The following is a 16,433-nucleotide window of genomic DNA, read 5'->3' on the forward strand; positions in this document are numbered from 1 at the left end:
GAAACAAAATTGAATAATCAGCGCAAAGGTTTAAGTGTAATCATGATAACGCTTTCCATGACACTGGTGCTCTCCGCCTGCGGAGGAGGCAATACGGCTTCCAATAATAGTCCGGCAGCAGATACAGCGGCAGAGGGCGGCGCGGTCAAACTGAAGGTATATGCCCAGCATTTTGACGATGATACCAAAGGGCCGTTTGATTACGCGGTGGCTGAGCTGAAGAAGGAAATGCCGGAGGTGGAGATCGAGCTGGACCCGGCGGTGCAGGACGGCAACCAGAAGCTGAAGACCTATGCCGCAACCGGCAACATGCCTGATATTTACTTCACGGACTGGGCGACACTGCAGACTTTTGCCAAATCCAAAAATGTAGAAGTGCTGGATGATTACGAAGCCACCACCGATTACAAAAACAGCCTGAACCCGGGCGTAGAATCTCGCCTGATTGCCCCGGACGGACATGTATACGCCTATCCCGACACCGGCATCGAGTTTCAGGTGATCTATTACAACAAAACCATCTTTGAAGAATTAAGCATTGCCACCCCAATCAAGACCTACGACGAGCTGGCGGCTGCAGCCGGTAAATTGAGGGAAGCGGGCTATGTGCCAATGTCGATTTTTGCAAAAGAAAAATGGATTACCTCCGCGTTCTACAACGGTCTCGTAACCCGTGAGGAGGCTGCCGGCTTCGGCGCGTTGGATGAGCAGGGGCTGACAGAGCTGCCGCAGTCATTCGTAACAGCAGCACAGCAGCTCGAAAAGCTGCAGCAGGCCGGATTGTTTGACGCCAACGCGACGAATACCAACTATGACCAGGCATCCTCCCAATTCTACCAGGGGCGTGCAGGCATGTTCGTCAACGGCCAATGGGAAATCTACAGCTCGGCTGAAAAACTCAGTGACCAGGTAGACTGGATGTACTGGCCGGCTAAGGACGAAGCAACATACGAGACATCCAAATTTAACATCGCGGGAGCAGGCTCCCCGCAGGGCTACGCTGTATCTCCGGCAAGCGATAACAAAGAAACCGCAGTTAAGGTAGCCGCTTTCCTGGCAGCCAAATCAGCCGAGTATAAATATACCCAGCTGGGCAGCCCGATTGTTTCGCCTAAAACCGATAAGCCAATCGCATCCGATGTACCGGTTATGATGCAGCGGATCGCCGATGAGCTGCTGCCAAATGCCAAAGAATACGCGAAGCTGCTGAGCAATACGCAGATTCAGAATGCCATCAATGACAACACGCAGAATATGCTGGTAGACGGCTTTACTGCAGAGGATTTTGTAACCAACCTTAACCGTACGCTTAGTAAAGAAAATCAGTAATTTAAGGAAACCTGAAACAGTCCCGACCCTGTGGCTCTTGCCCCGGGGTCAGGCTGTAACGGGAACTTGGAGGGAAAGAACCGCATGAATAAATACTTGGGAAATAAACCGGCACTGGCGCTGTTTCTGCTCCCTGCCCTGCTGTTATACAGTGTTATCCTGATTTATCCTGTGCTGCAGTCGATAGTTCGCAGCTTCTATGACTGGGACGGGCTGAGCACGGCAACCTTTGCAGGCCTGTCCAATTACCGTGAGCTGTTCAGTGATCCGCTGCTGGCCACTTCGCTTAAGAACGGTGGACTGTTCGCTCTTGTACTTGCTGTATTCCAGATCGGGCTGGGCACTATTCTTGCGCTGGTCTGCGCCAATCCGAAGGTCCGCGGACGCAAGCTGCTGAAGACGGCTTATTTTATCCCCGTAGTTCTGTCGGTGACCGTTGTCTGCCAGCTGTGGATCGCGATGTACGATCCGACGAACGGGCTGGTGAACAAGCTGTTTGAGGTGCTGGGCATTTCTTATCAGCAGAATTGGCTGGTTTCACCGACGCAGTCGATCATCGCGATTGCTTTTGTCAACGCCTGGCAGTTCATGGGGTACCAGTTCTCGCTCTTGTACGCCGGAGTCAAGGCCGTGCCTGAGGATTACTTTGAGGCTGCAACGATTGACGGCTGCGGCAAATGGCGGGCTCACTGGCATGTAACCCTGCCGTTGATGCGCGAGACGTTCAAATTCTGCTTCACAATTGCCATCACCTCGGGAATCGGGGCGTTTGTGCAGATGCTGATCATGACCAACGGCGGTCCGGGAACAACGAACTACACCTTGACCTTCATGATTTACCGTTACGCTTTCCTGGAGAGCAATTACGGTTACGCCTGCGCTGTATCGGTCCTGCTCGTGTTAATCTCACTTGTAGCGACTGTTGTTATTAACAAAGTATTTGACCGCGGACAGCATGCTTAATGGAAAGGAGCACAACATGAACTCAAAAACTGCATTCCGGTCCATCGGCAGCTTCCTGCTGCAAATACCGCTGTGGCTGTACTTTATTGTCTCTGTCTACCCGCTGTTCTGGATGATTTCCTATTCCCTGAAAAATAATGACGAAATTTTTGTTACCAATCCATTCGGCTTCCCGACCCATTTCCGGTTCGAGAACTATGTAAATGCCTGGACACAGTTTAACATTCCGCGTTATTTTATGAACAGCTTCATTGTTTCTATTATATCTACATTATTTATTCTACTGCTGGCGCTGATGTTCGCTTTTGCGGTAGCCCGGATGCAGTGGAGATTCCGCTCGGCGGTCAGAACGTATATGATTGTCGGGATGTTCATGCCGCTGCAGGTAATTATGATACCTTTGGCCATTCTGGTGCGTGATTTCCACCTTACTAATACCTATGGGGCGCTTATCATTCCCTACATAGCCATTGGTCTGCCGTTCTCAACGATGGTGTTCTACGGATTCCTTGTGAGCATTCCCCGGGAAATAGAGGAGGCGGCCTGCATTGACGGAGCGAGTATTTACCGGCTGTTCGGCCAGGTGATTCTGCCGCTGGCGCTGCCGGCGATTGCTACCATTGCGATTTTCCAATTCCTGAACAACTGGAACGAGTTCACCTTGGCCTACATTTTAATATCCGATGAGAATATGAAGACACTGCCGCTGGGACTGCTCTTTTTCCAGGGCTCTTACAGTACCGATTGGGGAGCGATGGGTGCAGTTATGACGATTGCATCGCTTCCTATGGTGCTCGTCTATCTGCTGCTGAGTGAGCAGGTGGAGCGGGCGATGACGGTGGGCTCAGCGGTAAAAGGCTGAGTGTTGCAGCAGAATATATTTTGCAGAAATAAGAGGATTAGCAGAACTAATAAGATGTAAACCGGACCTTAAGATTGGGAATCTTAAGGTCCGGTTTTTTTTTGAAGCCCCGCCGCCGCTGACCCGGTGCAAACACCAACACCAACACCAACACCAACACCACCTCGCTAGCAGGCGAGGAAGTATATGGTCTTTGCAGTAAATAATCATCCTTGATGGAGTGAAGCGCCAAATCTATAATCAAACCAAACGGACGAAGAACGTCCCGTAATCCAAGCTTATTGGGGTGCGGGACTTTTTTGTGTTTGAAGGGGGAAGAGAGTAATGGGATTTGCTGAAGAGCATATGAAATGGATTGATTATCATAAACAGCGGAGGAGCAGTGAACATTTCCTTCTATAATACAGTCCAGTCCAAGAGCTTCCTCTCCCGGCCGAATATACATGCTACTAGATTCAATCTCCATAATAAAGAGGTGGTAAATAATGAAGCGGAAGTCAGCGGCGGGGAAGCGGCGCACCCAATCTGCAAGGACGCGGTTAATCTCCAGGCTTAGCCCCGGCCTGAAAAAGAAGCTTAGCGGCCCTACCCCAAAGCCCCTGCAGACCAAACCGGGATTGAAACGCAAGGCAAAGGCCTACACGGTGGAATTTGCCGTGATTGGAGACAGCCATGTGGGCTATGCGAACAGCTCAGCTATCTTTAAAGACTTGTTGCCGAAGGCGGCAGGCAGCGGGAACAAACGGTTTTTCATTTTCGGCGGAGATAATACGCAGGCCGGGGCGAATCACGGGAAGGAGGCGGACGCGTATTACAGGGATTTTAAGAATATAGTCACTGCCACCCTCGGCAGCACTCCCTACAAAGCTTCTATAGGCAACTGGGAAGCCAGCACCCGTCCGCTGTTCACTAAGTACTTGGGAGGGGTAACGGGGAGGATGAATTTTCCGGGAACTCAGGGGCTGGTCCGGTATGTGTGGCTGGATTGTGCACTGGGAATCTTTTCGGCCGACAGCATCAATCTGCTCAAAAATCTGGATGATCACTACTATTATATTATCGACTTTCACTGGCCGCTCCAGATCAGCGGAATTACAGTGGAGTCCAGCCATGTGCTCAGTGCGGCGGAGACGGCGAGATTTTTTGCAGCAATTCCTGATAAGGCGAGAGATAAAGTGCTGGCAATCTTTACCCATCACGGGCATAAATTTTTCCGCAAGCTGACGCATATTTATCCGGGCTTCACCAACACCAAATTTTTCGTGACCGGCTGCTCCGGCGATTATAAATGTAAGCCGGGCGGCGACCGGGGGTATTACAACGGGACACTGAGAATGAACGGCTCTGTTGTCACGGTGGAAGCGTATAGAGTAACTGTATAATGCAGACCGGCTATATCTGCTGAACCCAAGCTCCGCGGTGCGGGGCTTTTTGGTATGTCCCGAAAGGATAATATAAAGACAACCGGAGGGTTTGAAATAAACAGCCATCTGCCCTAAAGCCCGCAGCAGCAAGGGTTCCAGACTGGTACTAAGCTGACTATAGACGGCAATTCCGCAGCTCAACTATATTGGTGGCAGAGCAAGCAGCTGCCGATATGCTCCGCCGCCGGGGTGAGATGGGGGAGATACGGTGAAGGTTACTAATTTCATCCTTCCGGACTAATTCCATTTCTCACTCTAGTTAATTCAATTCAATAGAACAGCCGATGAGCTTGTGTTGCCTCTACGAGGCATTGACGTGAGCAAATACCCGGCAATATAATTTAACAAACGGACGAAGAACGTCCCGTACTCCTTTTCCTTTGGGGTGCGGGATTTTTTGCGTTAAGGAGGAGGTTAACAATGGGATTTACGGAAGAGCATCAGAATTGGATACAGTATCACAAGAAACGGAGAACCGGCGAACGTCTGGATAGGCTGGAGCGTGGGCATGGACATGGTGAGCGGATGTTTCTGGAGCGGGTGTGGTGGCCGGTTTTTGGACAAATGGAAGATTTGCACCCGGAGTATGAGGTTTCGGATTGGCGCGGCCGGCCATACTTTGTGGATTTTGTCTGGAAGCCGGGGCAGGTTAAGTTCGCCATCGAGGTTAAAGGATACGGGCCTCATGTGCAGAATGCCGACAGGACCCGGTACCGCCAGGAGCTAAACAGGGAAACGTATCTGCAAATTGCCGGATATCGCGTTGTTGCCATTCCCTATGATGACCTGGAGTCGGCGCCTGAGCTGACCATCTCTCTGCTGAAATCGTTACTAATCCCAAGTTTGCTGAAAAACACTGAAGGGAGGAGCCATCAATATACTAGAGTAGAGAAAGAGATTCTGAGGTTTGCAGCGCATGCTAACGGATTCATACGGCCGGTTGATCTGGTGAAGGAAACTGGCGTTGACCTTAAAACAATTAGAAAGTACATGGCCGTATTATGTGAGAAAGGCAAGTTCAAACCTATACAGGTCAAGGAAAACAGCCGAATCTGCCGGTACGAATACATTCACTCTGTGCTGGAAAACGAGCTATGGTAAGTGCCACTAGAGACAATGGGCCGTATAGTGCAAATCAACGGTAAAAGTCCCGTTGATTGTGCCTCCTGCGGGCCGTATAGTGCAAATCAACGGTAAAAGTCCCGTTGATTGTGCCTCCTACAGGCTGTATAGTGCAAATCAACGGTAAAAGTCCCGTTGATTGTGCCTCCTGCGGGCCGTATAGTGCAAATCAACGGTAAAAGTCCCGTTGATTGTGCCTCCTGCAGGCTGTATAGTGCAAATCAACGGTAAAAGTCCCGTTGATTGTGCCTCCTGCAGGCCGTAAAGTGCAAATCAACGGTAAAAGTCCCGTTGATTGTGCCTCCTGCGGGCCGTAAAGTGCAAATCAACGGTAAAAGTCCCGTTGATTGTGCCTCCTGCGGGCCGTAAAGTGCAAATCAACGGTAAAAGTCCCGTTGATTGTGCCTCCTGCAGGCAGTATAGTGCAAATCAACGGTAAAAGTCCCGTTGATTGTGCCTCCTGCGGGCCGTAAAGTAAATCAACGGTAAAAGTCCCGTTGATTGTGCCTCCTGCGGGCCGTAAAGTGCAAATCAACGGTAAAAGTCCCGTTGATTGTGCCTCCTGCGGGCCGTATAGTGCAAATCAACGGTAAAAGTCCCGTTGATTGTGCCTCCTGCGGGCCGTATAGTGCAAATCAACGGTAAAAGTCCCGTTGAACCCTTCCACGCTCTCCTCCCAAACTTGACAGCCCTTTCATAGTGCCGCTATGGTAGACTGGTCAGAAGAAAAGGGAGGCTGAGGCGCTTGGGAGGATTACTAGGTAATCATTTTGTTACTCAGATTGGTATTCTGGTGAATGATGTGGAGAAGGTGAGCGCGGCGTACGCGGCGTTTTTCGGGCTGGAGCAGCCTGAGATTATAGTGACGGATACAGCGGACCTCGCACAGACCCGGTATAACGGTGAAGGAACGGAGGCGCGGGCGAAGCTGGCCTTTTTCGATATGGGGTCACTGCAGCTGGAGCTGATTGAACCTGACCATCAGCCGAGCACCTGGCGTGACTATTTAAATGAGCATGGGGAGGGTCCGCATCATATCGCTTTTGTGATTGAGGGTATGCAGGATAAGATCATGTTACTTGAAGGGAAAGGGTTTGCGCTGCAGCAGAAGGGTGAGTATACCGGAGGGCGTTATGCGTATATGGATACGTTTAAGGACTTGAAGGTGCTTGTAGAGCTGCTGGAGAACGATAAGCAATAAGTTTAATTAATGCAGCCAGAGTAGTTATAGATAACGAGTTGTATACCTAATATAAGGAGGATCTATCGATGAACAACATTCTGATTACCGGTGCCGGACGCGGACTGGGACTGGATTTGACAGCCGAAGCACTGCAGCGCGGATACTTGGTGATTGCCGGAGTGCGCAACCCCAATCAACAGACAGAAGCGTTATCCCAGCTTGCCGCTGAATACGGGGATAAGCTGACAATCGCAAAGCTGGATGTGACGGATGAAGCGGGAATCGCAGCGCTGGCTGCTGAGTTTAAAGAACAGGGCCGCACGCTTGGCGCCATTATCAATAACGCGGCAGTGCTGACTGCGCGCAACACGCCTGTTGAAGCGCTGGATCTGCAGGACATGCTGACTACTATGGACATCAACTTGTATGGTCCGATCCGTGTCGTTAAGCACTTCCTGCCGCTGCTGACCGAAGCGGATCCTTCGATTATCAATATCTCCTCGGAAGCAGGCAGCATTACCAATGCTTATCCGGGTGATTATCCGTACAGCATTTCCAAGACAGCGCTCAACATGTTCTCCCAGCAGCTGCATGTCTACCTGCAGGAACGCGGAGTGCATGTGCTCAGCGTCCATCCGGGCTGGATGCATACGGATATGGGCGGGGAGCAGGCGCCGACAGACCCGCGTAAAAGCGCGGAAGGGGTGCTCAGACTGATAGAGCAGCGGACGGCACCGGAAGGCCAGTTCATGTTCGTGGATTACACCGGGAAGGATATGAAGATATAAGCGGACAATTACCGGGAGGCTTCCTGAAAATATGCTGCGGATAGGCGCCGTTTAGTCGGAGCCTATCCGTTTTTATTATGCTGCAGCAGTCCTAGAGAATATCTTCTTTCCGGCTCATCATCATTTTTTACAGCGCGTAAGGCCTATTTCCTGCCTCCCCCTTTCATCACATCGCTCCTCCCGTTTGTACCGGGCTTTTATCTGAATTGGCCCGTCCAGAGCTTGGAACCACCATCAGCACAAAAGAAACAACGAGCAGCAGCAGGCAGCCCCAGTAAGCATGGCGGTAGCCGAGCCACTGGGCGGCTGCTCCGCCTGCCAGACTGCCGAACAGACGGCCTAGCGTAGTAGCGTTGGTATAGAGCGTCGAGGCATAGCCGGGCAGGTCCGGCAGCAGATCCTGGATATAGCTGATGCCGATCGCTGAAATCACAGCGACGAATACAGCCAGCAGTACCTGGCCGGCGATAATCTGCCACAAGGCGCCTGAGAACAGGACCAGTACATAATAGGCCGCGCCCAGCACGATTCCCCACAACAGCAGCAGGCGGTTGGAATATTTAGCGGACAGAACGCCAAGCACAAGCATGAACGGAATCTCAAGCAATGCGCACACGCTGGACACGGAAGCCACATTCTGCGTGCTGCCGCCCAGCGTATTGATGATGAACAGTGAAATGTTCAGGTTGTTCATCCAGTGGCCGGAATAGAGCAGTGTCATCACGAGAAAAGGGATAAGGACCCGGGTGTCCTGATGAAGCTTCAGCGGCTGCCCGGGTTTAACCGTAGCGGCTGTTTTCACTGCCGGACGTTTTGCGGTGCAGAGCATCAGCACGGCATTCAACACGAAGATCAGCGAGGTGCCGGTAAAAATCCCCTGAAAGCCGGAATGCTCCAGCAGAACCGCACCGATCAGCGGGCCGGTAATGAAGCCCAGGGAGAACATGGAGCGGAGTGATGAATTGGCAAAGGCGTGATCCGAGCTGCTGCTGGCATTCACTGCCTCACGTGCGCTGGCGAACAGCTGTGGCATGGCGGGTGCGCCGATTGCCGTAAATACGGTCATATAAATCAGCAGCAGATAAAACTCATGGATGAATAAATATCCCGAGAAAGCTATGGCATTAAAAAACATAGCCGTGACCATCAGTGTCTTGCGGTTCATCCCGTGATCGGAGCGCTTGGCAATCAGTGTGCTGATCCCGACGCCGCTAATCAGTGTGACTGCCGTGAAGATGCCGAAGACACCTGCCGATACGCCTAACTCTGAAGTGAAATAAACAGCCAAAAACGGGGAGCTGATGGAAATGCCCATTCCCTGCAGTATCATGCAGATCATAAACGGGGTGTAGCCGGGAATGCTGAAAAGCTGGCGGATACGGATTGACATAGGGATGAAGGTCTCCTTTTGCGTTCATTGCGGTATCATTTTGGTTTGTATTTATTATATTGAGTTTTTTATACAGAAAGAAATGTCTAATTTTACAGTGATTTTTCCGTCAATTGTGCTGGTGTTTCTGAAAGCGTTTATCTTTTATGATTAAATAGAATGTAACCGTTATCATATAGACCGAAGGAGTGACTATGGATGGAAAGCGTGACATACCCTTTTCAGCAGACAGAATTGCCGCTTAATGAACGTGTGCAGGATCTGCTGTCCAGATTGACTTTGGATGAAAAAGTAAGCTTGATGCCGCAATATCAGGCGGAAATTGAGCGTTTGGGCATAGGTGCCTATAAGCATGGTACGGAAGGGGCGCACGGGATTTCCTGGCTGGGAAAAGCAACCTATTTTCCGCAGCCGGGTGGGCTGGCCTGCACATGGAATCCGGAACTGCTGAAGCAGGTGGGCTCGGCAATTGGCGATGAAGCGCGAGCTTTTTACAAAAAAAATCCTGCGATTAACGGACTGACCCTCTGGGCGCCTACCGTTGATATGGAGCGCGATCCGCGCTGGGGACGGACGGAGGAGGCTTACGGGGAAGATCCTGAGCTGACCGGTCAGCTGAGTACTGCGCTTGTGCAGGGGATTCAGGGCGATCATCCGGTGTATTTGAAAGCGGTAGCAACGCTCAAGCATTTCCTCGGCAACAACAATGAAATCAACCGCGGAGTGGATTCCTCCAGCATTGACCCGCGCAATCTGCGCGAGTACTATCTGGAAGCCTTCAAGCCTGCCTTCAAGGAAGGCGGCGCACAGTCGATGATGACCGCCTACAATTCGCTTAATGGCGTACCGGTTATTTTGCATCCTTCTGTGATGGATGTGGTCAAGGGCGAGTGGGAAATGGACGGGTTCATTGTGAGCGACGCCGGGGATTTGTTCGGAATTGTAAAAGATCATAAGTACTATGATTCGTTTGCCCGGTCAATGGCGGAATCGATCAAAAACGGGATCGACAGCGTAACCGAAGAGACAGAAGAGACGATAAAAGTAATCCATCAGGCGCTTGCCGAAGGCTTGCTGGCTGAAGAGGATCTGGACCGGGCGCTGTGTAATACCTTCCGCGTGCGTTTCCGTCTTGGTGAATTTGATCCTGAGGAGGGCAACCCGTACGCAGCTATTGACGATTCTGTGATTCTAAGCAAAGAGCACAGTGAGCTGTCACTGGAGGCGGCTAAGCAGTCTATTGTATTGTTGAAAAATGAGAATGCAGCGCTTCCGCTGAACCCGCAGGAGCTGTCCAAAGTGGCAGTGATCGGCCCGCTGGCGGATGAAGCCTTCAGAGACTGGTACTCCGGTACACTGGCCTATGGAGTTACTCCGTTGCAGGGCGTGATCAAAAAGCTCACCGGTAAGCAGGTGACCTTTGAAAGCGGGGATGACCGGATTATCCTGACCTCGGCGGACGGCGGCAAGGCGGTAGGCATGACGGGTGAAGACGGCCGGCTGGCTGTGCTGCATGAGGCTCCTGAGCGCGGAGAACTGTTCCGGCATACAGCCTGGGGCTGGACTGCCCATACACTTGAGGCGACCAGCCGCGGCCAGTATGTCACACTGAAGGATGAAGGGATTTTGACGGCTTCAGCAGATGAAATTTACGGCTGGTACGTCAAAGAATCGCTGGATTTGGTGACAGAGGAAGACGGAACGGTTACGCTGCGCACCTGGAACGGTAAGCCGATTACGGTTTCCGAAGACGGAACACTTCGTTCGGCTGAACAGGATGCTGAAGTTGAGGCGCATAAGTTCCGCAAAAAAACGGTCGTTAACGGTGTGGAAGCAGCCGTTGCAGCAGCGAAGTCTGCAGAGGTTGCGGTGGTGTTCGTCGGTAATCATCCGCTGCTGAACGGCAAGGAAGAGATTGACAGGCCGGATATCGTGCTCCCGGAAGAGCAGGAGAACCTGGTAAAAGCAGTCTACGCCGCCAATCCGAATACAGTTGTAGTTATTGTCGGCAGCTACCCGATTACTTCTACCTGGATCGACGAGCACATTCCAGCCGTGCTGTACACCTCACACAGCGGACAGGAGCTGGGCAATGCGGTGGCAGAGGTGCTGTTCGGCGGCTATAGCCCGTCCGGCAAGCTGAACATGACCTGGTTCCGGTCGGTGGACCAGCTTCCGCCGCTGATGGACTATGATATTATCAAGGGCAAGAGAACCTATATGTACTTTGACGGCGAGCCGCTGTACCCGTTCGGCCATGGCCTGAGCTATACGCAGGTAGCCTATAAGCAGCTGGTGCTTGCCGCTGATGTGCTTCAGCAGGATGAAACCATTAATCTGAGCGTAGAGCTGGAGAATAACGGCACAGTAGACGGCGACGAGGTCGTTCAGCTGTACGTGCAGTCATTGTCGACCCGGATCAGACGTCCGCTTAAGCAGTTAAGAGATTTTGATAAAATCAGCCTCACGGCAGGTGAATCAAAGATAGTCTCATTCTCTCTGCCCGTGCCTGAGCTGGCGTTCTGGGATGTAACCCGTGAGCAATACTGTGTGGAAGACGGGGAATACAACATTCTGGTCGGCCGTTCCTCCGGTGACATTCAGCTCTCAGCCCGAATCAGGGTGCATGGCGACACTGTGCCTGCCCGTAATCTGTATGTTCCTGTAAAGGCAGAGAACTATGACGATTACGAAGCGGTCTACCTGGACGAGTGCAAGGCCGGTGGCGCTTCCATCCATCCGGTTCAGGACGGCGCATGGATTGCTTTCCATAACGCTGCGTTTACTGATGGAGCAGCAGCGTTTGAAGCGCTGGTCTCCTCAAGCAGAGGCGGCAGCATCGAGGTCAGAACCGGCAGCCCGTCCGGCAAGCTGGCAGCTGCGCTGCAGATCCCGGCAGGCGGACAGCAGGAATGGCACAGCCTGACGGCTGATGCCGGAGTGGATGCCGGAACAGCCGATGTATTTCTGATTTTTACAGGAGAAGTACTGCTCAGCCGCTTCAAATTTACGCAGTAATATGCTCCTACATGCTCTAAGAATATATTGGTGAAACACAAAAAAGCCCCGGATGACGGGGCTTTTTTGTGTTTATTGGATCAAAAAGCCTCTACAGCTTACAAAAGACCGTTTAATTGCACATACTACATTTAAATTGTTGTATCCGGCTACATGACGGAGCCGGTCCGGGGAACCAGCGGATATCCCTGCTGAATGCTCAGTCTCCCCCGCCCCCTCCGCCGCCGGAATCTCCGCCGCCCGAGTCACCGCCGCTATGGCTCCCGCTGTCCCAGCCGCCGCCGTGACTGCTGTCGTGACTGCTGCTCCAGCTGCTTCCGCCATGGTGGTGATCATGATGATGGCTGTGATTGTGGTGGCTGTGATGCTTGTTCGTTCCGTTGTTGTCATCATCATTACGGTGAAGGTCATTAGTGAGCATGTTCGGGTCGGCTCCCGTAAAGAAATAATTGCCGGACGAGCTGCTGCTTCCATCATGCCCGTTTCTTCTGCGTTCATTTCCGCCGTTATTGCGTACAACTGCCTGAACAACAATAACCAAAGCTACACCAACAAAAATAATCCCAATACCCAAGCTGTTCCCGCTCCTTTTTTTGGAAAATAAAAGAAGAGTTCCTCTAGTGATCATACCATAATTTGCAAAAAAAGGCTGTTGAGCTATTGTCACTTATAAACTGTACCCATGTCCTTCCTGAACTGCCTGGGAGTCAATCCTGTCAGCTTTTTGAACACCTTGGTGAAATAGCTTTGGTCGTTAAAATGCAGCCTGGCAGCAATATCCGACAAGCTGAGGCCGGGAAGAGCCATCAACCGTTTGGCTTCCTCAATCCGCTCCTGCTGAATATAATCACTTACAGCCAGGCCCGTCTCTTTCTTGAACAGCTGAGACAGATAGCTGGGATTCAGCCGGGCAATCTCTGCAAGCCTGCCTAATGTGATCTCCTCGTACAGATGATTAAAAATATAGTTCTGGCACAGGGCGGAGGTGCGGGACTGCTTCGATCTGCGGTTATCGCGCACATGGTCAGCGAAGTCGCACAGGGCTGCAGTCTGGGCCAGGTCGACGGCCGGAATATCGTTCAGCTCCTCAATGTGCTGGATGTGAAAATCACTCAGTGTATAGGCAATCTCCCAGAACAGCCCGCCCTCAATTGCAGCACGGGTCGCTAGGGTGATGGAGGAGACGGCCAGGTTTTTTTTGCTGCGCAGCAGGCTTTTTTTGGATAAGAGCCCAAAGCTCTCCTCGGGAAAAGCCGCCTGGCTCGCCAGCAGCCCTTCCGTATCACCGCTGGAAATGTATCGGAACATTTCACGCTCCAGCATCGGATCATGATGCAGCCATTCATTTTCGCGCCGGTAGGAGAGGTCGAGATCAGGCCCGTTTTCCGGATGCTCAGCCGGCTGCGGAGCCGGGACGGGCAGCAGCAGGTCCGTTACAGACAGTTCTTCTCCGGTAATAAGCGTGTACAGCAGCAGTGCTGCATGATACCATCTCGTTCTGCTCAGCACCGGCAGGCTGCGGAAGTAATGCAGCCAGCCCTCATGCTGACTCGGGGCAATATTATAATCATGCATCAGGCTGGCTGCACTATCTCCGGTAACCGGAGCGGACAGAACCGGCCCGATGATAACAGTCCCGGCAGACCCGGACGGCGCTGCGGGAAGCGGGAGCAGAATAAATTGCTCCAGAAGGCTGCTCGTGTAGAGACACGGGAGGGGGGCTGTTCCGGCCGGATTTGCAGCCTGCCGGCTGAAGGCGTAGTCGGCAGCCTCTGCCAGCAGCCCGCGGTTACCCTGAAGCGATGTCCGGCACTCGAAGGATTCAGGCAGGCCCAGTTGGACATGGCCAGCGGCATCCAGCAAAAAAACCGGAACACGGTAGGCCTCATAGATGAGCTTGCAGATATAGGGAATGCGTTCTATGCTGCTGCTGAGTGAGTTCATGCACGAACCTCCTTCTTTTATCCAATAAAAATACCAAATAACAGATGAAAATACCATAAATCAATAATCAAGTCCGATAAAATAATAAATAAGAAAACGCATTCTTAGGAGGAATGACGAAGTGACAACAACGAAGACTACCACTGAGATCCGCAATCTGATCGCACAAATGACACTGGAGGAAAAAGCCGGGCTCTGCTCCGGACTGGATTTCTGGAATACGAAGGGAATTGAGCGGCTCGGTATCCCCTCTGTGATGGTAACAGACGGACCGCATGGCCTGCGGAAGCAGCAGGAAGGCGCGGATCATCTCGGGCTGCATGACAGTGTGCCGGCAACCTGTTTTCCATCGGCGGCGGGACTGGCATCCACGTGGGACCGTGAGCTGATCGTGCGGGTTGGTGAAGCGCTGGGTGCGGAGTGCCAGGCGGAGAACGTGGCGGTACTGCTGGGACCTGGTAACAATATAAAGCGCTCGCCGCTCAACGGACGGAATTTTGAATATTTTTCAGAAGACCCGTTCCTTGCCTCGGAGCTGGCAGCGAGTCATGTTCAGGGGGTACAGAGCCAGGGCGTGGGGACATCACTTAAGCATTTTGCAGCCAATAACCAGGAGCACCGCAGGATGTCGGTCGATGCTGTCATTGATGAACGGACGCTGCGGGAAATCTATCTGGCCAGCTTTGAAGGAACGGTGAAGCAGAGCCAGCCTTGGAGCGTCATGTGCTCATACAATCAGGTGAACGGCGAGTTTGCTTCCGAAAGTGAAACACTGCTGACCAAGGTACTGAGAGAGGAATGGGGCTTTGAAGGCTTCGTCGTATCTGACTGGGGCGCGGTGAATGAGCGGGTGAAGGCGCTGCAGGCCGGCCTGGAGCTGGAAATGCCGTCAAGCAGCGGTATCGGAGATGCCAAGATTGTGGCGGCGGTAAAGAGCGGCGAGCTGGCGGTGGAGATACTGGATAAGGCTGTAGAGCGGGTGCTGGCTTTTGTATTCAAAAGCGTGGGGCACCGTAAGGAGAAGACTTCGGTTAACCAGGAAGAGCATCATGCGCTGGCCCGTCAAGTGGCCCGTGAGAGCATGGTGCTGCTGAAGAATGAGGACAACCTTCTGCCGTTGGCTAAGAGCGGTACGATTGCCATCATCGGCGAATTTGCCAAAAAGCCTCGTTACCAGGGCGGCGGCAGCTCGCATGTAAATCCAACGAAGCTGGATGATGCTTTTGCCGAGATGAAATCCGTTGCCGGAGCCTCTGCCACCTTCCTGTATGCACAGGGCTATGAGCTGGAGAGTGATGAGGTCAATGACCGCCTGCTGGATGAGGCCCGGGATACCGCTTCCCAAGCTGATGCTGCAGTATTGTTCCTGGGATTGCCTGACAGATATGAATCTGAGGGCTATGACCGTACCCATCTGTCGCTCCCCGAGAGTCATAAGGCGCTGATTGACGCGGTAGCTGGAGTGCAGGGCAAGGTCATAGTTGTATTGAGCAACGGTTCACCGGTTGAGATGCCGTGGCTGTCTTCAACCCAAGCGGTCCTTGAGGGTTATCTGGGCGGCCAGGCCTTCGGCGGTGCGGTTGCCGATCTGCTCTTTGGCGTTGTAAGTCCAAGCGGTAAGCTGGCTGAGACATTCCCGCAGAAGCTGAGCGACAATCCTTCGTTCCTGAATTTCCCTGGGGAAGGCGATAGAGTGGAGTATAAGGAGGGGCTGTTCGTAGGCTACCGTTATTATGATAAAAAAGAAATCGAGCCGCTCTTTCCGTTCGGCTTCGGCCTGAGCTACACCAGCTTCAGTTATAGCCATCTGCGGCTCGGCAAGAGCAGCATCCAGGATAGTGAGACTGTGGAGGTAACGGTAACCGTTAAGAACACCGGCAATGTGGCAGGTAAAGAAATTGTGCAGCTCTATGTCAGTGATGTGGAGAGCAGTGTGATCCGTCCGCTTCAGGAGCTGAAGGGCTTCGCGAAGATCGAACTACAGCCTGGAGAGGCGGGCGAGGTTACCTTCACACTGGATAAACGCTCCTTCGCTTATTACAATGTGAAGCTGGGTGACTGGCATGTGGAGAGCGGAGAGTTCAGCGTTGCTGTGGGGGCTTCTTCACGCGACATCCGTCTTACCGCTCCGCTTGTAGTTCATTCGGCTGTGACAACAGCTGTCAAATTCCATCGCAACACCACAGTTGGCGACCTGCTGGACAATCCGCTGACTGCAGATAAGGCGAAGGATTACAGCAGCATCTTCGGACTAGAGAGCGCGATGGAGGATAATCCGGAAATGTTCCTGGCCATGATGAAATACATGCCGCTTCGGGCCCTTGTCAACTTTGGCCAGGGGAAATATACCGAAGCTGACCTGGCAGATGATTTGCTGGAGCTCAACACTCTGGCTGGCCGGGATTGAGCC

General features: G+C 52.4%; 12 protein-coding genes. 9 read left to right on the plus strand and 3 right to left on the minus strand.

The window, feature by feature from the left end:
- Positions 1-57 precede the first annotated feature (57 nt).
- From R70331_RS07995 to R70331_RS08030, 7 genes are all read left to right on the plus strand, one after another.
- Positions 58-1,329, plus strand: coding sequence for an ABC transporter substrate-binding protein (locus R70331_RS07995; RefSeq protein ID WP_081947831.1), 1,272 nt, complete (start codon positions 58-60; stop codon positions 1,327-1,329).
- Between the two features lie 84 nt (positions 1,330-1,413).
- Positions 1,414-2,292, plus strand: a complete 879-nt coding sequence (locus tag R70331_RS08000) for a carbohydrate ABC transporter permease (protein ID WP_042174360.1) — start codon at positions 1,414-1,416, stop codon at positions 2,290-2,292.
- A gap of 16 nt (positions 2,293-2,308) precedes the next feature.
- Complete coding sequence (locus R70331_RS08005; protein WP_042203674.1) at positions 2,309-3,154, plus strand: carbohydrate ABC transporter permease; 846 nt, start codon at positions 2,309-2,311, stop codon at positions 3,152-3,154.
- Positions 3,155-3,639: 485 nt separating this feature from the next.
- On the plus strand, positions 3,640-4,536 hold the full coding sequence (locus R70331_RS08015) for a metallophosphoesterase family protein (RefSeq protein ID WP_156131091.1): 897 nt from the start codon (positions 3,640-3,642) through the stop codon (positions 4,534-4,536).
- A 462-nt stretch (positions 4,537-4,998) separates the two neighbouring features.
- Positions 4,999-5,679 (plus strand): hypothetical protein, encoded by a 681-nt coding sequence (locus R70331_RS08020; protein WP_042174366.1) that lies wholly within the window; start codon positions 4,999-5,001, stop codon positions 5,677-5,679.
- Positions 5,680-6,445: 766 nt separating this feature from the next.
- The gene (locus R70331_RS08025; RefSeq protein ID WP_042174368.1) at positions 6,446-6,901 is read left to right on the plus strand and encodes a VOC family protein; all 456 of its coding nucleotides are present in this window, start codon (positions 6,446-6,448) and stop codon (positions 6,899-6,901) included.
- 68 nt (positions 6,902-6,969) lie between these two features.
- Complete coding sequence (locus R70331_RS08030; protein ID WP_042174370.1) at positions 6,970-7,671, plus strand: SDR family oxidoreductase; 702 nt, start codon at positions 6,970-6,972, stop codon at positions 7,669-7,671.
- 166 nt (positions 7,672-7,837) lie between these two features.
- Here the strand turns inward: R70331_RS08030 and R70331_RS08035 are convergent, their stop codons facing one another.
- On the minus strand, positions 7,838-9,061 hold the full coding sequence (locus R70331_RS08035; RefSeq protein ID WP_042174372.1) for a sugar efflux transporter: 1,224 nt from the start codon (positions 9,059-9,061) through the stop codon (positions 7,838-7,840).
- A 198-nt stretch (positions 9,062-9,259) separates the two neighbouring features.
- Between R70331_RS08035 and R70331_RS08040 the strand changes: the two genes are divergently transcribed.
- Positions 9,260-12,079: a glycoside hydrolase family 3 protein gene (locus tag R70331_RS08040; protein WP_042174374.1), complete on the plus strand. Its 2,820-nt coding sequence runs from the start codon at positions 9,260-9,262 to the stop codon at positions 12,077-12,079.
- Between the two features lie 199 nt (positions 12,080-12,278).
- Here the strand turns inward: R70331_RS08040 and R70331_RS30400 are convergent, their stop codons facing one another.
- Positions 12,279-12,653 (minus strand): hypothetical protein, encoded by a 375-nt coding sequence (locus R70331_RS30400; protein WP_052418976.1) that lies wholly within the window; start codon positions 12,651-12,653, stop codon positions 12,279-12,281.
- An 89-nt stretch (positions 12,654-12,742) separates the two neighbouring features.
- Positions 12,743-14,023 (minus strand): helix-turn-helix domain-containing protein, encoded by a 1,281-nt coding sequence (locus R70331_RS08050; RefSeq protein WP_042174375.1) that lies wholly within the window; start codon positions 14,021-14,023, stop codon positions 12,743-12,745.
- A 169-nt stretch (positions 14,024-14,192) separates the two neighbouring features.
- On the opposite strand from R70331_RS08050, the gene R70331_RS08055 reads away from it, so the two are divergent.
- Positions 14,193-16,430, plus strand: a complete 2,238-nt coding sequence (locus tag R70331_RS08055) for a glycoside hydrolase family 3 C-terminal domain-containing protein (protein WP_042182345.1) — start codon at positions 14,193-14,195, stop codon at positions 16,428-16,430.
- The last annotated feature ends 3 nt before the right edge of the window (positions 16,431-16,433 follow it).

It is taken from the genome of Paenibacillus sp. FSL R7-0331 (assembly GCF_000758645.1).
GTDB lineage: Bacteria > Bacillota > Bacilli > Paenibacillales > Paenibacillaceae > Paenibacillus_AQ > Paenibacillus_AQ camerounensis.